Annotated in this window: 18 protein-coding genes and 1 riboswitch; of the genes, 5 read left to right on the plus strand and 13 right to left on the minus strand. The window is 57.7% G+C overall.

Features of this window, described 5'->3' with window-relative positions:
* Positions 1 to 26 precede the first annotated feature (26 nt).
* Genes MWH02_RS10175 through MWH02_RS10205 form a run of 7 tightly spaced genes read right to left on the minus strand, consistent with a single transcriptional unit; the run spans position 27 to position 5,261 of the window.
* On the minus strand, positions 27 to 956 hold the full coding sequence (locus MWH02_RS10175; protein ID WP_271460529.1) for an ABC transporter substrate-binding protein: 930 nt from the start codon (positions 954 to 956) through the stop codon (positions 27 to 29).
* Positions 957 to 965: 9 nt separating this feature from the next.
* On the minus strand, positions 966 to 1,700 hold the full coding sequence (locus tag MWH02_RS10180; RefSeq protein ID WP_110866727.1) for an ABC transporter permease: 735 nt from the start codon (positions 1,698 to 1,700) through the stop codon (positions 966 to 968).
* The gene (locus tag MWH02_RS10185; protein ID WP_271460530.1) at positions 1,684 to 2,400 is read right to left on the minus strand and encodes an ABC transporter ATP-binding protein; all 717 of its coding nucleotides are present in this window, start codon (positions 2,398 to 2,400) and stop codon (positions 1,684 to 1,686) included. Before MWH02_RS10185 ends, MWH02_RS10180 begins: the two co-directional genes overlap by 17 nt.
* Positions 2,397 to 3,362: a HesA/MoeB/ThiF family protein gene (locus MWH02_RS10190; RefSeq protein WP_271460531.1), complete on the minus strand. Its 966-nt coding sequence runs from the start codon at positions 3,360 to 3,362 to the stop codon at positions 2,397 to 2,399. The genes MWH02_RS10185 and MWH02_RS10190 overlap by 4 nt, the downstream gene beginning before the upstream one ends.
* Positions 3,363 to 3,373: 11 nt before the next feature.
* Positions 3,374 to 4,132 (minus strand): thiazole synthase, encoded by a 759-nt coding sequence (locus MWH02_RS10195; RefSeq protein ID WP_271460532.1) that lies wholly within the window; start codon positions 4,130 to 4,132, stop codon positions 3,374 to 3,376.
* Positions 4,133 to 4,135: 3 nt separating this feature from the next.
* Positions 4,136 to 4,333: a sulfur carrier protein ThiS gene (gene thiS / locus MWH02_RS10200; RefSeq protein WP_192234581.1), complete on the minus strand. Its 198-nt coding sequence runs from the start codon at positions 4,331 to 4,333 to the stop codon at positions 4,136 to 4,138.
* Positions 4,317 to 5,261, minus strand: coding sequence for an FAD-dependent oxidoreductase (locus tag MWH02_RS10205; protein WP_110866722.1), 945 nt, complete (start codon positions 5,259 to 5,261; stop codon positions 4,317 to 4,319). Before MWH02_RS10205 ends, thiS begins: the two co-directional genes overlap by 17 nt.
* A gap of 129 nt (positions 5,262 to 5,390) precedes the next feature.
* A riboswitch (TPP riboswitch) is annotated at positions 5,391 to 5,510 on the minus strand.
* A 175-nt stretch (positions 5,511 to 5,685) separates the two neighbouring features.
* On the opposite strand from MWH02_RS10205, the gene MWH02_RS10210 reads away from it, so the two are divergent.
* Positions 5,686 to 6,123: a 6,7-dimethyl-8-ribityllumazine synthase gene (locus MWH02_RS10210; RefSeq protein ID WP_101761750.1), complete on the plus strand. Its 438-nt coding sequence runs from the start codon at positions 5,686 to 5,688 to the stop codon at positions 6,121 to 6,123.
* Positions 6,124 to 6,252: 129 nt separating this feature from the next.
* On the opposite strand, the gene MWH02_RS10215 is transcribed toward MWH02_RS10210, so the two are convergent.
* Positions 6,253 to 6,978, minus strand: coding sequence for a pirin family protein (locus MWH02_RS10215; RefSeq protein ID WP_222234265.1), 726 nt, complete (start codon positions 6,976 to 6,978; stop codon positions 6,253 to 6,255).
* A 123-nt stretch (positions 6,979 to 7,101) separates the two neighbouring features.
* Between MWH02_RS10215 and MWH02_RS10220 the strand changes: the two genes are divergently transcribed.
* Positions 7,102 to 7,977, plus strand: a complete 876-nt coding sequence (locus MWH02_RS10220; protein WP_192234573.1) for a LysR family transcriptional regulator — start codon at positions 7,102 to 7,104, stop codon at positions 7,975 to 7,977.
* A 104-nt stretch (positions 7,978 to 8,081) separates the two neighbouring features.
* Here the strand turns inward: MWH02_RS10220 and MWH02_RS10225 are convergent, their stop codons facing one another.
* The 5 genes from MWH02_RS10225 to MWH02_RS10245 all read right to left on the minus strand — a co-directional run bounded on the left by MWH02_RS10225 (position 8,082) and on the right by MWH02_RS10245 (position 13,744).
* Positions 8,082 to 9,314 carry an MFS transporter gene (locus tag MWH02_RS10225; protein WP_101761051.1) on the minus strand — a complete coding sequence of 411 codons (1,233 nt, stop codon included), beginning with the start codon at positions 9,312 to 9,314 and terminating at the stop codon, positions 8,082 to 8,084.
* 148 nt (positions 9,315 to 9,462) lie between these two features.
* Positions 9,463 to 10,407 carry an ROK family protein gene (locus MWH02_RS10230; protein WP_271460533.1) on the minus strand — a complete coding sequence of 315 codons (945 nt, stop codon included), beginning with the start codon at positions 10,405 to 10,407 and terminating at the stop codon, positions 9,463 to 9,465.
* Complete coding sequence (locus MWH02_RS10235) at positions 10,404 to 11,270, minus strand: ABC transporter permease (RefSeq protein WP_271460534.1); 867 nt, start codon at positions 11,268 to 11,270, stop codon at positions 10,404 to 10,406. Before MWH02_RS10235 ends, MWH02_RS10230 begins: the two co-directional genes overlap by 4 nt.
* On the minus strand, positions 11,270 to 12,190 hold the full coding sequence (locus MWH02_RS10240; RefSeq protein ID WP_101761054.1) for an ABC transporter permease: 921 nt from the start codon (positions 12,188 to 12,190) through the stop codon (positions 11,270 to 11,272). The genes MWH02_RS10235 and MWH02_RS10240 overlap by 1 nt, the downstream gene beginning before the upstream one ends.
* An 18-nt stretch (positions 12,191 to 12,208) precedes the next feature.
* Positions 12,209 to 13,744, minus strand: coding sequence for an ABC transporter substrate-binding protein (locus MWH02_RS10245; protein ID WP_271460535.1), 1,536 nt, complete (start codon positions 13,742 to 13,744; stop codon positions 12,209 to 12,211).
* A gap of 201 nt (positions 13,745 to 13,945) precedes the next feature.
* On the opposite strand from MWH02_RS10245, the gene MWH02_RS10250 reads away from it, so the two are divergent.
* From MWH02_RS10250 to MWH02_RS10260, 3 genes are read left to right on the plus strand one after another with little or no spacing between them, the layout of a single operon-like run.
* Positions 13,946 to 15,079: an ROK family transcriptional regulator gene (locus MWH02_RS10250; protein WP_271460536.1), complete on the plus strand. Its 1,134-nt coding sequence runs from the start codon at positions 13,946 to 13,948 to the stop codon at positions 15,077 to 15,079.
* 11 nt (positions 15,080 to 15,090) lie between these two features.
* Positions 15,091 to 16,533 carry a M81 family metallopeptidase gene (locus tag MWH02_RS10255; protein ID WP_271460537.1) on the plus strand — a complete coding sequence of 481 codons (1,443 nt, stop codon included), beginning with the start codon at positions 15,091 to 15,093 and terminating at the stop codon, positions 16,531 to 16,533.
* A complete protein-coding gene (locus MWH02_RS10260) occupies positions 16,530 to 18,332 on the plus strand; it encodes an ABC transporter ATP-binding protein (protein ID WP_271460538.1) in 1,803 nt (600 codons plus the stop codon). Before MWH02_RS10255 ends, MWH02_RS10260 begins: the two co-directional genes overlap by 4 nt.
* Positions 18,333 to 18,349: the final 17 nt, after the last annotated feature.

Consider the following 18,349-nt stretch of genomic DNA (forward strand, 5'->3'; position numbering starts at 1 on the left):
TGGGGTGAGGGATAAACCTCACCAACTTACAACGAATAACGCGCCATCGGCGCCACAGCCTTAATCACACCATTACCCTTCATATACTCACCAAACGCCTGATAGCGCGTACGATCAAACGCCGCACTGTGCGCGGCAAAATATGGCAGCGTGGCCTGCCACGCCTCGTGATTGAGCGGCGTATTCAGCTCGGGATATTTTTCGATAAACGCCTGCCACGCTTCCTGCGGGTGAGCGCGTAGCCACGCCACGCCGGCATCCAGGCCACGTAAAAACGCCGGAATGCGCTTGTCCTGCGCGGCAGTTTTCTGGTTTGCCAGGATGATCAACTCATCATAAGCAGGCACGCCGTAATCTTCCGGCTTGAACACCGTTGGCTTTGCGCCTTTGTCTTTCAGATCCAGCAGCTCATAGTTGCGAAAGATGGTCATCGCGCCATCAATCTTGTGCGTTAGCAACGCGGAGGTGCCATCCATATTCAGGTTGATAAGCTTCACCGAGTCGGCATCAACGCCCTGCACTTTTAGCATATTGCGGATCGCCACGTCTTCGGTGCCCGGCACCGCGTAGCCGATGGTTTTGCCAGCGAAATCCTTCAGCGAGTGAATATCGTCTGACACCGTGGTCAGCGTATTCAGCGGCTGATTAATCAACGTGCCGACGCGGATTACTGGCACCTCTTTATCCACCAGCGTGTAGAGCTGCGGCTGGTAGCTGACGGCGAGATCGACTTTGCCCGCCGCCAGCAGCAGCGGCACGGACGCCGAATCGGCGGGCGCGATCATCTCCACATCCAGCCCCTCTTTCTTAAACGCGCCGCTGTGCTGGGCAGCAAAAATCGCCGCGTGATTGGGGTTGATAAACCAGTCAAGCAGCAGGCGAACTTTCTCCGCCGCCTGCACGTTAGCGGTCGCCAGCAGCAGCAACGCGGTCAATGCCATTCGTAGGGTTTTCACGGTATTTCCTTATGTAGATTGCCAGAGGATTTTCTTGCGCATCAGCGCCACGCTGCCCGAAAGCAGCAGCGCCAGAACCAATAACAGCAGCAGCGCCGCGAAGCTGGTGGCGGTTTCGAGTCGTGCGTTGGATTGCATCATCAGATAGCCGAGCCCTTCGCTGGCGCCGACCCATTCGCCAATCACCACGCCAATCGGGGCCAACACCACCGCCATCTGCAGGCCGGAGAAAAACTGCGGTAACGCGGCAGGCCAGCGCACGCGCCAGAAGATGCGGAAACGCGACGACGTGGAGGTTTGCGCCAGCTCCAGCCAACCGACCGGCGTACGGCACAGCCCATCAAACAGTGACAAGCACAGCGGGAAGAACAGGATCAAAGCCGCTACCACCACTTTTGAGGCGATGCCAAAGCCGAGCCACAGCACCAGCAGCGGCGCGAGGGCAAACACCGGGATTGCCTGGCTGGCGGTGACCAGCGGAAACAGCACGCGACGCAGCAGCGTACTGGCGGCCATCAGCACCGCCAGCGTCACGCCCGCGCCGACGCCCAGCAACAGCGCCAGCACAATTTCCGCCAGCGTATAGAGCGCGTGATGCCACAGCAGTTGACGATGCAGCCACAGCGCCTCCAGCACCGCCTGTGGCGCGGGCAGCAGGAAACTCGGCACGCCGCTGTGACGCGCCAGTAACCAGCCGCACAGCAGCACCACGATCAGGTAGATCGCGCTAAACACTGTTTTCATGGGTATTCAGTCGGGAGAAGAGTTGCGCCTGCGCCTGCAGGACGTCGGGATGATCAAACGGACGCGGCGCGTCACCGCCAGCAACCGGCCAGCTTTCGATAGCCAGCGGCTGGCCTTGCAGCAGCAGAATGTCATCGGCCATGCGGCACGCTTCCAGCGGATCGTGCGTCACCAGCAGCACAGTTTTGCCCCGCAGTAATCCGGCGGTCAGCGTTTGCAAACTGAGTTTGGTCATCACATCCAGCGTGGCGAAGGGTTCATCCATCAGCACCACGTCGCGCTGCGCATAAAGCGTGCGTGCCAGCGCCACGCGTTGCCGCATGCCGCCGGAGAGTTGATGCGGGGGTGCATGCGCCACGTCGCTGAGTTTTACCTGCTCGAGCAGCGCTAGCGCACGTGGGCTATCCGGCTTGTCGCCGCTGAGCCGCGCCGACAGCATCACGTTGTCGAGCACTGTCAGCCACGGATACAGCAGATCCTGCTGGCCCATCCACGCCACGTTGCCGCTTACGCGCTGCACCGCGCCCTGCTGCGGCTGAAGTAAGCCGGCCACCAACCGCAGCAGCGTACTTTTGCCGATGCCGCTGCGTCCCAGCATTACCGTGGTTTTGCCACCGCGCAGGTGCAGATTCAGCCGCTGACACAGCGGTTTATCGCCCCAGCTAAAGCTCACATCGTTGAACAGAATGTCCTGATTCATGGACGATTGGCCGCCAGAATCGCCAGCTGGTGAAATCCGCGCTGCGCCAGCGCGTTAGCGGCCTGCGCGGCACGGATGCCGCTGGCGCACACCAGCACGATGCGCTGCTGGGCGGGCGGCTGCCACGCGGCGATCGCCTGCGGCAAGATGCGCTCAACGCCATCCGCCACGCTGACCGGCGCTTCTTCACAGCTGCGCAGTTCGACAATGCAGTCATCGACGGCCAGCATTTGCAGGTCGATAAACGGCACCGCATGTTCCGGCTCTTCAGCATCATCAAAGCGGAACTGGCGGAAGTGCCAGTTCACAAAATCGCAATTCACCAGACAACCGAGCGGTGAAGGCTGTAATTCCAGCAGTACGCTGAGCGCCATCTGCGCCTGCATCGCGCCGAGCGCTGCCACCGCCGGGCCCATCACGCCTGCGGTGTTGCAGTTCGCTGCCGAGGACGGCAAGCGTGGGAACAGCGCGCGATAGCTCGGCGCGCCGCCACAGAATCCGCCGACGTAACCATGCCGCCCCAGCACCGAGGCGCTGATCAGCGGCATGCCCGCTTGCATGCAAGCATCGGAAAGTTGGTAGGTGACGGCAAAGTTATCGGCGGCATCGATCACCAGATCGCATCCCGCCAGCGCCTGCTGCAGATTGCTGGCGCTCAGCGACTGCTGCAGCGCCTCGATTTGCACCTGCGGATTGCGCTGCTGCAAGGCGTGCTGCGCGCGCAGCACTTTGGGCTGGTCAATATCCTGCTCAGTAAACAACGTTTGCCGATGCAGGTTATGCAGCGCCACCACATCGTCGTCATACAGCCGAATATAGCCGACCCCCGCGCCCACCAGCTGCGGCAGGAGCGTGGCGCCTAATCCGCCCGCGCCCGCCACCAGCACACGCGCGTTAAGTAACTTTTGCTGCCCAGCTTCGCCGATTTCCGCCAGCATCATCTGGCGTTGATAACGTTGCATAGTTGCCGTCCTTAACTCAGATTTGCAAGACCGAAGATCGGCGTGGACGCGGCTGCCATATCGCGCTTCTCCATCAGTCCGGCAGCGCGCGCGGCTTGTCCGGCTTCAATCGCCAGCCGGAAGGCGTTGGCCATGCCGATTGGATCGCCGGCTTTGGCGACGGCGGTGTTGAGCAAAATGCCATCGAAGCCCATTTCCATCGCCTGCGCCGCCTGCGACGGCGCGCCAATGCCCGCATCAATGATTAGCGGGATGTCGCTGAACCACGCGCGCATGGCGCGCAGGCCATCGATGTTGCGCAAACCCTGGCCGGAACCAATCGGCGCGCCCCACGGCATCAACAGTTCGCAACCCGCTGCCAGCAGCTTTTCGCCGACGATCAGATCTTCGGTGGTGTACGGAAACACCTGAAAACCCTCTGCGCTGAGGATGCGCGCGGCTTCCACCAGCGCGAAAGGATCGGGCTGCAGCGTGTCGGCATGGCCGATTACTTCCAGTTTGATCCACGCGGTGTTGAACAGTTCGCGCGCCATGTGCGCGGTGGTGACGGCCTCTTTTACCGTGTGACAACCGGCGGTATTCGGTAACACGCGGATATTGAGGCTGGTCAGCAGTTCGCGGAATGCCGCGCCTGCCGCGCCTTCGCGCCGCAAACTGACGGTGATGATGTCGGTGCCGGAGGCGGCAATCGCCTGCTGCAAAATAGCGGGTGAAGGATAACCGGCAGTGCCGAGCAGGAAGCGTGATTGCGGTTCAAAATCGTAAAACATCGCTTAACCTCCCTGCATCGGTGACAGCACTTCGAGCTGGCAACCTTCATCCAGCCGCTGCGTGTCGTACTGACTTTTTGGCACAAACGCACCGTTATAGGCGGTGGCGACGCAGGCCACATCAATTTGCTGCTCGATCAGCAATTCGCTCAGGTTTGTTGCCTGCGTGCTGATGGCGCGACCGTTAAGCTGAATATTCATTGTTGAGTTCCCCAGAAATGCGTTGCATCAGCTGCTCTGCCAGCATTGGCGCCAGCAGAAAACCGTGGCGATACATGCCGTTGAGATAAAAGGTGTGATTGTGATAGTCGATTTCCGGCAGATTCGCCGGATAGGCCGGACGCAGCCCGCTGCCGCTCTCAATCACGCGCGCTTCGGCTAAGGCGGGATGGATGGCATAGGCGGCGCTAAGTAACTCCATCATGGCGCGCGCGCTGATGGCGCTGGCATCGTCGCTCTCAATCATGGTGGCGCCGAGCATAAAGTGGCCGCCGCGACGCGGCACCAGATAGCAGGGAAAACGCGGATGCAGCAGACGAATCGGGCGGGAAAACTGCACTTCATCGCTGTGCAAAATCAGCATCTCGCCGCGCACCGCACGCAGGCGCGGCAGTTGCGGCGCGGCGTGGATGCCGCGACAATCGATAATTTGGCCGCTCGGCGCGTGATTGCTGAATGACACGCCGCGCGCGATCAGCGCGTCACGCATCTCCTGCAACGCCAGACGCGGATCGAGATGCGCTTCCCCGGCGAAAAACAGACCGCGCGCAAAGCGCCCTTCCAGCGCCGGTTCAATGTTGGCGGGATCGACCCATTGATGCTGCTCGGTCATGCGGGCGAAACGGTTGAGTTCCTGGCTGTCGCGCGGCGGCGCAACCACCAACGTGCCCTGATGCTCGACGCTGCTGACGCGCTGTTGCCACCACGCGGCGGCGTGTTGCCCAAGAGTGATAACATCGCGCGGCGCGCTTTCGGCTTCACACCAGGGCGCCAGCATGCCGCCAGCAAACCACGATGCCGGGCGGCGCGCGTCATCGCCCATCACCTCAACGTCTTCACCGCGTTCCGCCAGCAAAGTGGCTACGCATAGGCCCGCCACGCCGCAGCCAAGCACGCTCCAGCGGCTCACAGCGCCGGTTCCAGGATGTTCAAACAGGGGGAATTCACATCGGCCTCTCAGTGTTAGCTGAGACCCGCAGATACAGGAGAAGGGAAATGGCGCATCCATCGAGCTTGCCTGAGCGCCAGACAGCCAAATGAAAAAGACTGTCAGTCTTCCTACGCCAGTATCAACTGGGTCAGGTTCAAAGGGTCGCTAAACCGCGCAGTGCGCTATTAGCCTCTCAGTCTCTTTGGTGAGACTCCCCCGACGCGTCTATTTGTATTGCAGCCGATGGTCGCCGTCAAGCGCGGAATAACCGGATGCTTTACGTGGCATTTAGCATCACGGCATTTATCGCTACTTAGGCTTTGTGGATCACAAACGTAACATATGGTATACAAACACATTATTTTATGCGCAAGAACAGATTACAGGTGATGTCGGAATAACCATGAACAATATTAAAATTGCATTTATTAAAGCCGGCTGGCACAAAGAAATTGTCCATAATGCCCTGGTGGGTTTTGAAAAAGAATTAGCCGATCAATCCGTAGAAGCGGAATTAAAAGTGCTGGAAGTGCCTGGCGCATTTGAAATGCCGCTGCTGGCTAAGCGTCTGGCCGAAACCGGCAAATACGATGCGATCGTATGCGCTGCGCTGGTGGTTGACGGCGGTATCTATCGCCATGATTTCGTTGCCGCTGCGGTAGTTGATGGCTTGATGAATGTGCAGCTGACCACCAACGTACCGGTATTTTCCGTTTCATTAACGCCACATAATTTCCAGCCGGTTGATGTGATTGAAAACTTCTATACCGAGCATTTTATTAAGAAAGGCAAAGAAGCGGCGCGCGCGGTGTTAGCGATCCATAATTTGTCGATTGATTGATGCATTAAAAAGGGAGCACCTCTTCAGGCGCTCCCTTTTTATTTATGATGTCCTTCAACGGCTCATTTTCAGAATAGTGCTAATCATCTCGTAAAATAGTCTAACGAGTAAAGTATCATCTATTCGTCATTAACGCTGTGGATGATTCACTTCCAGCGGACGCAAATCAAACACTAGCACTTCCGCATCATCACCGTTAGCGAACTGCAGCGCGCTTTCGTTGCGAACGCGTGCACCGTCGCCCTCTTTGAACTTCACGCCGTTCACTTCGATGCTGCCGCGAGCCACGTGAATATAGGCGTAACGATCGGCATCCAACGCGAAGGTTTGCTGCTCGACACCGTCGAACAGTCCGGCATAAACGCGAATATCCTGACGCACGCTGAGTGAACCGTTATCCCCTTCCGGCGAAATAATCAGGCGCAGCTGACCGCGTTTGTCACGTTCCGCCACTGAAATCTGCTGATAACCGGGAGGCGAATTACGTTCGCCAGGCACAATCCAGATCTGCAGGAAGTGCACGTTGTCCGTTTTCGAGTGGTTAAACTCGCTGTGCGTGACGCCGCTGCCGGCGCTCATTAGCTGCACATCACCCGGCACAATCACCGAACCGGTGCCCATGGAATCTTTATGCTCCAGCGCGCCTTCCAGCACGTAGGAGATGATCTCCATGTTGTTGTGCGGATGCGCACCAAAACCGCGACCCGGTGCAACGCGGTCATCATTGATCACCAGCAAATCTGAGAAGCCGGTTTGTTTTGGATCCCAGTAACTGGCGAAAGAGAACGTATGATGCGAATTCAACCAACCGTGGTCACCCACTCCGCGTTGTTCTGACAGGCGTTGTTCAATCATGGTCTGCTCCTCAAATTTGCTGTTGGGGGGCGATTGCCCTTCCCGTTGCAAACAAGTATACGTAAACTGATTTGCCTAACAATGCGTCAAAATGACAATGACTGTCACCGATAAGTGGACAATATGCAGATTGAAGATCTCCGTATTTATGTAGCCGTCATCAAAGCCGGCAACTTCACCGCTGCCGCCGAACAGCTGATGCTGTCGAAGCAGTATGTCAGCCGCCGCATCGCCGCGCTGGAGGAGTCACTTGGCGCGCGGCTGCTGAATCGCAACACGCGGAAGTTGTCGGTAACCGATAACGGCCAGCTGTTTGCGCAGCACGCGCAGCGCATTCTGGATGATGTGCAGGAAGCCGAGCTAGCGGTATCGGGGCGTCGTCAGGTGCTGCAGGGCAGCTTCCGCCTGAGCGTGCCGATGTCGTTTGGTATCAGCCATTTGTCGCCGTTTATTGCCGAGTTTCTCAGCCAGCATCCGGGGTTGCAGTTTCAGGTTGAACTGGCGGATCGGCATGTCGATATGGTGGGTGAAGGATTTGATATGGCGATTCGCATCGGTACGCTGCCAGATTCGAGTTTGATCGCCAGGCGACTGGGCGAGTTCCGCCGCGTGATCTGCGGCAGCCCGTCCTACCTGCAGGGCGCAGGCGCACCGCGAACGCCGGAGGAGCTGAGCGAGCATTTGTGTCTGCGCTACGGGCGCGAAAGCCAGACCGGCTGGGAACTGTTTAACGGCGACCAGCGCAAAGTGATTAGCGTGCATGGGCCGATGGTGAGTAATAACGGGGAAATGCTGCGCGACGCAGCAGTGGCCGGATTGGGTCTGATTATGCTGCCAGAGTTTATTGTGGCGCCAGCGCTGGCGAGCGGTGAGCTGGTGAAGGTGCTGGAAGAGTGGCAGCCGACCTCGCTCCATCTCAATGCGCTCTATCCGCAGCACCGTCAGCGCAGTGAGATCAATCGGGTGTTTATGACATTTTTGCAGCAGAAGTTGGCGTAAAAATTAAGTCCCCGTTGCGGCGCGATCTAATGCGCATATCAAGGGCGGCAATGTGCCCATCCCGGCAATACGTAATATATCGCGCCGCTACGGTAGGTAGGGTGTTAATGACTTTCGTGTGCAAAGGTAATCGATTTACGGCGCGCATCGCGCATCGCCACCGCATGGATCAGCAGACCCAACACCGCCAGAATCGCGCCTACCCAACCGGTGGATTGCCATCCCAGACCAGCGGAAATGGTCACGCCGCCCAGCCATGCACCGAGCGCGTTAGCGAGGTTAAACGCCGAATGGTTCATTGCCGCCGCCATGGTTTGCGCATCACCGGCAACATCCATCAAACGGATCTGCAACACCGCCGCCAGCGCTACCATGGTGCCCACCAGCATGACGTTGATGGCACCTGCCAGCGCATAATGCGCGGCAAACACGAAGGCGCTGAGCACCAAAAATGACCAGATCAGCAAAATGCGGATGGTCTTTTCAATGCCGCGATCGGCCAGACGACCGCCGGCGATGTTACCGATGATCATGCCTAGACCAAACAACGCCAGCACCGCCGGGATCCAGCTCACCGGCATCTGCGCCAGTTCGGTCATGGTCGGCTTCACGTAGCTAAACACCGAAAACAAACCGCCGCTGCCCACCGCTCCAATCGCCAGCGTCAGCAGAACCTGTTTGCGCGTCAGCGCCGACAATTCGCGCAGCGGGCTGGCATTTTTATCGCCTGCCACGTTTGGCACCCACAGCCAGATCAGCAGCAAGGTCACCAGCGCCAGACCGCCGACGATGGCAAAGGCATCGCGCCAGCCAAACCATTGGCCGATAGCGGTGACGGCGGGCACGCCGAGTAAGTTGGCAATGGTCAGGCCGAACAGCACCATCGAGACCGCTTGCGCGCGTTTGCGCCGTTCAACCAAACCGGCTGCGACCAGCGCCGCCACGCCGAAGAAGGTGCCATGTGGGAAACCGGCGAGGAAACGCGCCAGCAGCATCGAGTAGTATCCCGGCGCTATGGCGCTCAGCAGGTTGCCGGCGGCAAACAGGCCCATTAGCGTCATCAGGAAATTACGACGTGAAGCGCGCGCGCCCAGCACCGCCAGCAGCGGCGCACCAATCACCACGCCCAGCGCATAGATGCTGATGAGATGCCCGGCCGAGGGGATCGATACGTTGAGACCTTTGGCTGCATCGGGCAGTAGTCCCATAATGACGAATTCGCCGGTACCAATGGCAAAGCCGCCGGTGCCGAGCGCGAACAAAGCTTTTAGCACGCTCTGACGCGGCAGCGATGCCTCATCCGGCAGCTGAGTAAGTTGGGGTTGTACTGATGACATGAGTTTTCCGAACCGCAAGTGAAGAACTCAGTCAGGATCGTGATTGCCTGAAACAATCATCGTCAGGACTGAGCAGAGTGAGCGGCTTATGATAGCGCAAAATCCCGCTTCCGTAGCGGCGCAATTCATTGCGCGATAAATCGCCCCACTACAGAGAGTGCGTATTCTGCAGCGCCAACAGCGCTGCGCCCATCATGCCGCCGTGATGCGCGAACTCACCTGGCACCACCAGACGATGTGCGGTGCGGCGTAATACGTAACCCTGCACCACCTCATCTAACGCCGCGATCAGCGGAGCCACCGATGCCAATCCGCCGCCCACCGCCACGCGCGACGCGCCGGTGATATTGATGGTGTATGCCAGCGGCTGACCGACAATTTGCAGCCATGCCTGAACGGTTTGCTGCGCCAGCGCATCCTGCTGCTGCCAGCATTCGATGATCTCAACGCTGCTCGCCGTGCGGTCATGTAACGTCTGATGCAGATTTTCCAGCCCGCGCGCACCGCCGTAGCTGTCGAGACAGCCCTTTTGCCCGCATGGACACGCCTTTCGCGGCAGCCGCCGCACGACGCCACCAATCTCCACTTCGGTTAACGTGATCGGCCCATGTCCCCATTCGCCGGTCAATCCGTTTTGCCCGGTAATGATGCGGCCATCTGCCACCAATCCGCCGCCAACGCCCGAACCCAGAATCGCGCCAAACACCACTTTGTGACCTTTTCCCGCGCCCGCCAGCGCTTCCGCCAGCGTGAAGCAGTCGGCATCGTTATGCACAATCACCTGGCGTTGCAGCAGCGCGCCCAGCTCGTTCGCCAAACTGTGCTGGTGAAACGCAGGGATATTGCTGGCAAATATCTCGCCAGTTTCGGGTGCCACAATGCCCGCGGTGGAGATCGCTACCGCACTGCTGGCGGTAAACTGCAGGTGATGCTGGGCTATCATGCGACGTACCAGCGCGGTGAAATCGTCCCAGCTGGTAGCCGGAATTTTATGCTGATCGAGCAGGATTAATTGATCCTGCGCATTCATCACGCCTAGCTTGATAAAAGAGCCGCCCAGATCGAGGCAAATCACCGCAGATTGTCTTCTCATAAACGTTTATCCATCACATCACGCAAACCGTCGCCCAGCACATTGAAGCCCAGCACGGTAATCAAAATCGCCAATCCGGGGAAGAGTGACACATAAATATTCAGGCCGAGGAAGTTGCGCCCATCGCTCATCATGGTGCCCCACTCCGGCATCGGTGGCTGCACGCCTAAACCGAGGAAGGACAAACTGGCGGCGGACAGCACCACCGCGCCCGCCGTCAGCGTGGATTGCACAATCAGCGGTCCAATTGAGTTGCGCAGAATGTAGTGCGTAATGATGCGCGGATAGCGCACCCCGAGCATATGCGCCGCTTCGATGTACTCCATGTTCTTCAGGCCCAGCGTCAGGTTGCGGCTCAGACGCGCATACACCGGAATCGAAAACAGCGAAATGGCGATCAGCATATTGGTCAGTCCTTCGCCGAGCACGCTAACGATCAAAATCGCCAGCACGATGCCGGGAAAGGCGAAGATGATATCCATTACCCACATGATCAGCGCATCCATCTTGCGTCCCGCTAAGCCGGAAATGATGCCGAGCGGAATACCGATCACCATGGAGATTGCGACGCTAAGGCTCACTTCAAACAGCGTGATACGCGCGCCGTAAATCACGCGTGAAAAAATATCGCGGCCATAATCGTCGGTGCCAAACCAGTGCGTGGTCGACGGCGCTTGCAAGGTGTTGAGCAGATCCTGCTCCACCGGGTCCCAATGGGTAATTAGCGGGGCCAGCGCGGCGGCGAGCACCACCAGCAGCACTAACGCACCGCCGATGGCAATGGACGGATTTGCCAGTAAAGTGCTGATCAGGTGTCGGCTGCGCGAACGCGGCGGCAGCACGGAAGTATCAATGCTGTTCATCAGTCGAACCTTATTTTTGGATTGAGCAAGCCAATCAGGATTTCGCCCACCAGATTCATCAGCACCACGCCAGTCACGGCCACCAGCGTCACGCCCTGAATCACCGGATAATCGCGGTAGCGCACCGAATCCACCAGTAAGCGGCCAATGCCCGGCCAATTGAACACCGATTCAGTGACCACCGCGCCGCCAATCAGGCTGCCGAAGTTGAGCGCCACAATGGTGACAATCGGGATCAGTGCATTTCGCAGCGCATGCTTCCAGTTAATGCTGGCGGAGGATAATCCCTTGGCTTTGGCGGTACGGATGTAATCCTGACTCAGCACATCCAGCATGCTGGAACGCGTCATGCGGGCGATCATCGCCATCGGCAGGATTGCCAGCGTAACCGTGGGCATGATGTAATTTTTCCACGAATCGGCGCCCAGCAGCGGTAACCAGCCCAACTCGACGGCGAAGTAATTCATCGCCAGTAGCGCTAGCCAGAAGTTGGCAATCGACGCACCGGCAATGGTCAGCACCATCACGATTTGATCCGGAATCCGCTGGCGATAAATGGCGCCGGTCATGCCCGCCGGAACACCTATCGCAATCGCCAGCAGATACGCCAGCGCCGCCAGCGATAAGGTGTACGGCAAACGCTCGCTGATCTCCGTCATCACCGGACGCTGCGACTGCAACGACAAGCCAAGGTTGCCGTGCAGCGCTTCCGCCGCGAACCTGACGTATTGCAGCGGCAGCGGCTGATCGAGCCCCAGCCGCACGCGCATACTGTCCACCGCTTCCTGCGGTGCTTCCGGTCCCGCCATCAGCCGCGCCGGATCGCCCGGCAGCGCGCGGATGGCGATAAACACGATAATCGACACGCCGAAAATGATTAACGGCAGCGAAAGCACCTTTTTTGCGACGTAAGCTTTCATATCACATCAGCCATGAGGTTATTGCTTCACTGCGTCGCGCACGACGATTTGTCCGCCCGGCTGCATAACCACGCCGCTGATATTTTTACGTGCGGCATAGAGATCGTCCTGATAGAACAGCAGCACCTGCGGCGCTAATCCGCTGATCTGTTTTTGCGCCTGGAAATAGAGATCTTTGCGTTTGGCATCGTCGAGTGTGGATGCGGCGGTATCGATCAGATCATCGGTTTGCTTGTCGCTGAAGAAGCCCAGATTAGCCCCGCCCGGCGCAAAGCTGCTGGTGTGATACAGCGGACGCAATTGCAGATCCGAGCCATATAAACCGGAAGACCAGGACGCCAGCACCGCATCGGTGCCCTGCGCGGCTTTCTCTTTGCCATCAGCAAATGCTGCTTTGGTCCACACGCCGCTCTCCATCTGGCGCACGTTAAGTTTCACGCCGATTTTGCTCCACATGCCCTGCAGCACTTGTGCGGTACGCGCATCCGGCGCCTGCACCGCAATCGACATCGGGAAACCGTCGGCATAGCCCGCCGCTTTCAGCAAATCTTTGGCTTTTTGCAGATCGTACGGATAGTCATGCAAGCTTTTGTCGTAGTTGGGATCGACCGGTGCCAACGCGGAGTTTGCCGGTTGCGCATAACCAAACATGATGGCTTTCACCAGCGCCTGCTGGTCGGTGGCGAAATTCAGCGCCTGACGCACGCGCACATCGCTCAGCGCTTTGCTTTGGGTATTGAGATCGACCCAGAACACCGCCGCGCCCGGCGACTGTTTAAGATTTACGTTGGCGTTGTTTTTTAACATGCCGGCAAACTGCGGCGGCACCGGGTTAATAATATCAACCTGACCCGATTGCAGCGCCATATTCATCACTGAAGGCTCGCTGCTCCACGTCCATTTAATTTCATCCGGACCGGAAGATTTCCCCCAATAGTCGGGATTCTTTTGTTCAAGTACATATTCACCGGATTTGTACTGCACCAGTTTATAAGGCCCGGTGCCGTCGGCTTTATTGTTAATACTGCCCGCCTTGTCCGCTTTTGGGCTTACCATTAATCCTGGGCCGGAGGCTAAAACAGTTAAAAAAGCCGGATTAATTTTTTTCAGCTGAAACGTGACGGTAAGTTCGTCTTTTTTCTTCACGTCCTGAACAAAGGTGCGAATTTTCCCACTACCCGCTAAACCGCGCTGCGTATTTAAATGACGCTGGAAGTTTTCCACTACCGCATCGGCATTAAAGGGCGTGCCGTCGTGGAATTTCACATTGGGTCGCAGGGTAAAGGTCCAGTTAAGTCCGCTGTCATCGGATGTCCAGGATAATGCCAGTGCCGGAATGATTTTGCCGTCATCACCGAGCCGCGTCAGGCCTTCATACATTGGGTCCAGCACCGTACCGGTAAAGGTCGCGGTTTGGTTGCCGGGATCCATGCTGCGCGGCGGTTCGTTCTGCATGATCACCAACTGGCTGGCAAAAACGGAGGCGCTCGCCATCGACGCCAGTAAACAGCCAGCCAGCGTCAGTACCTTGAAATGCTTATTTTTGCTTTCCATGAAGGCCCTCAATGAATCATTGAAATGATCGATGAAATATCCACGCTATATAAGCCACACTCACTAAACAAAAGCCAATAGGTTGGTTCATATAATTTACTTATAATCAGATCTGCATTCAGAAATTTAACTAAATAGCGTTGTATTTGTTTTCTGTCCTTATTATTGTCAGCGCATAGTGCTAACGCTGTGAGAACCTCAATGCTCAATGCCCACCAGCAACAAATTCTGCGCTTACTTATTGCGTCGCATGGCATGAGCCGCACCGTGCTTGCGGAAAAAATGAAATTAAGCAAAGCCGCAATTAGCACGCTGGTGAAAGAGATGCTGCAGGCCGGATTGCTGGAAGAGAGTATTCCGGAATCCAGCGGCCAGGGTCGCCCATCGGTGTTATTAATAATGCGTGCCGACAGCGCCTATTTTCTCGGTGCCTCGCTGCTGAACGAACGCGTGGTATTAGTGCTGATTGATATGCACGGCCGCACGCTGGCCGCCACCCAGATGCCGTTGAATCTCGATCCACCGCAGCTGGCCAAAACCATTGCAGCGGCAATCCCGGATCTGATTGGGCAGAAATCAATTACGCAGGATCAGCTGATTGGCCTGGGCGTGACGCTTTCCGGCTTTGTCGATGAACATCAGGCGATTTGCGTGCAGTCGGCGCTGCTGGGCTGGAAGAACGTGCCGCTGGCGGAACTGCTAAAACAGCAAACCGGGCTGGAAGTGTCGTTAGAGAACGATGCCAAAGCGCTGGCGGTGAGCGAGAAGATTTTCGGCGTGGCAAAAAAGACGCGCAACTTCACCCTGATCTCGCACGGTGACGGCATTGGGTCGGCGCACTTCTTTCAGGGCCAACTACATCGGGGCGCACACGGCGCTGCCGGTGAAATCGCCCACTGCACCATCGAGCCCGGCGGACGTCCCTGCCGCTGCGGCAAACGCGGCTGCCTCGATACGCTGGCCTCGTTAACCGCCATCCGCGAAAGCGTGCGTGATAAAGCGCTAGAGTGTGAATCGATTACCGAATTGGAAGCGCTGGCGGTGAAAGGTAACAGCGCGGCGATTGCCATTTTGCATCAGGCCGGTCATGCGCTGGGCTTATCCATCGCCAATATTATCCAGATGAACGATCCCGAGTTGATTGTGATTGCGCATCAGCCCAATGCGTTTGATGGATTGCTAAAAACCGTGGTGATGCAGGCCATCGACAGCCATGTGCTGCCGTCGATTATCGGCAAAACACCGATCGCCAGCATGGTGATCAACGAAGAGAGCTGGGCCAGAGCCGCAGCAAGTGTGGCGGCGTATCGTTTTATCATTCACTTACCCGACTAGCGGAGGCTGCTATGCGCATTGCTTTTGGTGGCATTCATACTGAGTGCAGTACTTATAATCCGGTGCTGAATTATGCCGACGACTTCCGCATCGTGCGCGGGGATGAACTGACCACCAATCCTTATTTCGCCTTTTTGCAGGATTATGATGCCGAGTTTCTGCCGACCTTCCACGCGCGCGCCATCGCCGGTGGTCCGGTGGCGCGCGTCACCTACGACGATTTTAAGCAGGATTTCCTGACGCGCCTCGCGGCACATTTGCCGGTGGATGGCGTTTATCTCGCGATGCACGGTGCGGTTTATGTTGAAGGTATGGAAGATGCCGAAGGCGACTGGATCAGCGCCACGCGCGAGCTGGTCGGCGCGGAGTGCCCGATCACTGTTAGCTACGACCTGCACGGCAACGTTACGCAACGCATCATCGATGCCATTGATATGTTCTCGACCTATCGCACTGCGCCGCACATTGATGTGGAAGAGACTATGCGCCGCTCGGTATCGATGCTGGTGAAAAGCCTGCAAACCGGCGTCAAACCCGGCGTGGTGTGGGCGCCGATTCCGGTGGTGTTACCCGGTGAACGCACCAGCACCCAAGATGAACCGGCGAAAAGTTTGTATGCGCGTTTGCCCGCGATAAACCAGCTGGAGCACATCTGGGATGCGTCGCTGATGGTCGGTTACGTCTGGGCCGATGAACCGCGCGCTACCGCCGCCGCGATCATGACCGGCACCGATGCCGATGTGCTGGCGGAACAGGCGGCTAAACTGGCGCTGGCTTACTGGCAGGCGCGCGATGAATTCAGTTTTGGCTGCGTCACCGGCAGCATTGAAGAGTGCGTCAGCATGGCCATCGCCAGCGAAACTGCGCCGGTGATTCTGGCTGATTCTGGGGATAATCCCACCGGCGGTGGCGTCGGCGATCGCGCGGATGTGTTGGCGGAACTGATTCGCCAGAGCGCGCAGCAGGTGATCGTCGCAGGTATTACCGATAAACCGGCCACTGACGCGGCCTTTGCTGCTGGCGTTGGCGCAAGCGTAACGCTGACCGTTGGCGCATCACTCGATCCGGCCGGCGGCAAAGTGCAGGCCGAATTTGTGGTGAAACATCTCAGCGATGATGCGCGTTCGCTGGCGAAACAGGCGCTGCTGCAAACCGGCGGCATTACGCTGGTGGTCGCCGACCGTCGCCGTCCTTATCACAACCTGGCGGATTTCGCCCTGCTCGGCCTCGATCCCGCAGCGGCCAAAATCGTGGTAGTGAAGTCCGGTTATCTGTCGCCGGAGCTGGCACCCCTGGCCAATCCCAACCTTATGGCGCTGTCGGAAGGCGTGGTTGATCAATATGTGGAACGCTTAACTCGCAAGCGCAAATTGCAGCCCGCCTATCCGTTCGATACCGATTTCACTTATCTGCCGGTTAGCCACTTATCGGCACGCTTTATGGCAGCGAAATGAACGCGCCCGCTTCAGCAGTCGAACCGGTGCTGCGCATCGAAAATCTGACCGTCGCCTTTCGCGTTGAGGATCACTGGCGCGAGGTGGTCAAGAACCTGTCGCTCACCGTTAATGCCGGTGAAACGCTGGCGATTGTCGGTGAATCCGGTTCGGGGAAAAGCGTCACCTCGATGGCGATCATGCGCTTACTCAACATGCGCCACGCGCGCGTCAGCGGCAAAGTGCTGCTGAACGGCGTCGATCTGCTGACGCTGAGCGAATCCGCCATGCGTGACATTCGCGGCAATGCGGTGGCGATGATTTTTCAGGAGCCGATGACCAGCCTGAATCCGTCGTTCACCATCGGCAATCAAATTGCTGAGGCGCTGATCAATCACCGCAAAATCAGTAAACGCGTCGCGCGTGAAGAGACCATTCGGCTGCTGGAGAAAGTGCGTATTCCCAACGCGGCGAAACGCTTCAATGATTATCCGCACCACTTTTCCGGTGGCATGCGCCAGCGCGTGATGATTGCGATGGCGCTGGCGCTGCGGCCAAAACTGCTGATTGCCGATGAACCGACCACCGCGCTGGACGTCACCATTCAGGGGCAGATTCTTGACCTGATTAAGACGTTGCAGGAAGAGGAAGGCACGGCGGTGCTGTTTATCACCCACGATATGGGCGTGGTGGCAGAGGTGTCGGATCGCACGCTGGTGATGTATCAAGGCGATGTGATGGAAACCGGCACCACCGCCGCGATTTTTTCCGCGCCCGTTGCGGATTACACCCGCACGCTGATTGCGACCGTGCCGCAGCTTGGTGCGATGCGCGGCATTACTGGACCGCGTAAGTTTTCCTTTGACCAGCGCGACGCATCTGAGACCAACGCTGTATCGACATCGCAGCAGCCGCTGCTGTCGGTTAAAAATCTCAGCACCCGCTTCAGCATCCACGAAGGCGTATTCAGCCGCAAAACCGGCGCGGTACATGCGGTGGAGAACATCTCGTTTGATCTAATGCCGGGCGAAACCTTGTCGCTGGTTGGTGAATCGGGCTGTGGAAAATCCACCACCGGACGTTCACTGACGCGCCTCGTCACACCCGACGCGGGTGAAGTGGCCTTTGATGGTTACGACGTACTGAATCTTTCTGTTCATGAGCTGCGCACTTTGCGCCGCGCCATGCAGATGATTTTTCAGGATCCGTTTGCCAGCCTCAATCCGCGCATGTCGGTGCTGGAAGCGCTGACCGAGCCTTTTCTGCAACATCGTTTAGGCAGCAAAACCGAGGCGCGCACGAAAGCCGCCTCGCTGATGGAGCGCGTCGGGTTATCCGCTGACATGATGAAACGCTATCCGCACGAATTTTCCGGCGGCCAGCGCCAGCGTATCTGCATCGCTCGCGCGCTGATGCTCGATCCGAAAATGATCATCGCCGATGAATCGGTGTCGGCGCTGGATGTCACGGTGAAAGCGCAAATCATCAATTTGCTGCTCGACCTGCAACAGAGCCTCGGCTTGTCGTATCTGTTTATTTCCCACGATATGGCGGTGGTTGAGCGCATCAGTCATCGCGTGGCGGTGATGCTGCTGGGTGAAATCGTCGAGATCGGCCCGCGCGCGGCAATATTTGAAAATCCGCAGCATGATTACACGCGTAAATTGCTGTCGTCGGTGCCGGTGCCCGATCCGGCGCGCCGTCATGTGAAGCGCCAGATTGACATCAGCGAGCTGAAAAGCCCGGTGCGTGCATTGGGATTTGTGCCCGAAGCGCGACGTTATCGTGAGGTGAGTGAGGGGCATTGGGTAATGGAATAAGCGCTTTTTACAAAGCG

The organism is Pantoea leporis, from assembly GCF_028048155.1.
GTDB classification, from domain to species: domain Bacteria; phylum Pseudomonadota; class Gammaproteobacteria; order Enterobacterales; family Enterobacteriaceae; genus Pantoea; species Pantoea leporis.

What these genes read in the sequence shown, in the direction of transcription:
- MWH02_RS10180 (WP_110866727.1), bottom strand. Translation starts at nt 1,700, where the DNA reads ATGAAAACAGTGTTTAGCGCGATCTACCTGATCGTGGTGCTGCTGTGC.
- MWH02_RS10185 (WP_271460530.1), bottom strand. Translation starts at nt 2,400, where the DNA reads ATGAATCAGGACATTCTGTTCAACGATGTGAGCTTTAGCTGGGGCGAT.
- MWH02_RS10190 (WP_271460531.1), bottom strand. Translation starts at nt 3,362, where the DNA reads ATGCAACGTTATCAACGCCAGATGATGCTGGCGGAAATCGGCGAAGCT.
- MWH02_RS10195 (WP_271460532.1), bottom strand. Translation starts at nt 4,132, where the DNA reads ATGTTTTACGATTTTGAACCGCAATCACGCTTCCTGCTCGGCACTGCC.
- thiS (WP_192234581.1), bottom strand. Translation starts at nt 4,333, where the DNA reads ATGAATATTCAGCTTAACGGTCGCGCCATCAGCACGCAGGCAACAAAC.
- MWH02_RS10210 (WP_101761750.1), top strand. Translation starts at nt 5,686, where the DNA reads ATGAACAATATTAAAATTGCATTTATTAAAGCCGGCTGGCACAAAGAA.
- MWH02_RS10215 (WP_222234265.1), bottom strand. Translation starts at nt 6,978, where the DNA reads ATGATTGAACAACGCCTGTCAGAACAACGCGGAGTGGGTGACCACGGT.
- MWH02_RS10220 (WP_192234573.1), top strand. Translation starts at nt 7,102, where the DNA reads ATGCAGATTGAAGATCTCCGTATTTATGTAGCCGTCATCAAAGCCGGC.
- MWH02_RS10225 (WP_101761051.1), bottom strand. Translation starts at nt 9,314, where the DNA reads ATGTCATCAGTACAACCCCAACTTACTCAGCTGCCGGATGAGGCATCG.
- MWH02_RS10230 (WP_271460533.1), bottom strand. Translation starts at nt 10,407, where the DNA reads ATGAGAAGACAATCTGCGGTGATTTGCCTCGATCTGGGCGGCTCTTTT.
- MWH02_RS10235 (WP_271460534.1), bottom strand. Translation starts at nt 11,270, where the DNA reads ATGAACAGCATTGATACTTCCGTGCTGCCGCCGCGTTCGCGCAGCCGA.
- MWH02_RS10240 (WP_101761054.1), bottom strand. Translation starts at nt 12,190, where the DNA reads ATGAAAGCTTACGTCGCAAAAAAGGTGCTTTCGCTGCCGTTAATCATT.
- MWH02_RS10245 (WP_271460535.1), bottom strand. Translation starts at nt 13,744, where the DNA reads ATGGAAAGCAAAAATAAGCATTTCAAGGTACTGACGCTGGCTGGCTGT.
- MWH02_RS10250 (WP_271460536.1), top strand. Translation starts at nt 13,946, where the DNA reads ATGCTCAATGCCCACCAGCAACAAATTCTGCGCTTACTTATTGCGTCG.
- MWH02_RS10255 (WP_271460537.1), top strand. Translation starts at nt 15,091, where the DNA reads ATGCGCATTGCTTTTGGTGGCATTCATACTGAGTGCAGTACTTATAAT.
- MWH02_RS10260 (WP_271460538.1), top strand. Translation starts at nt 16,530, where the DNA reads ATGAACGCGCCCGCTTCAGCAGTCGAACCGGTGCTGCGCATCGAAAAT.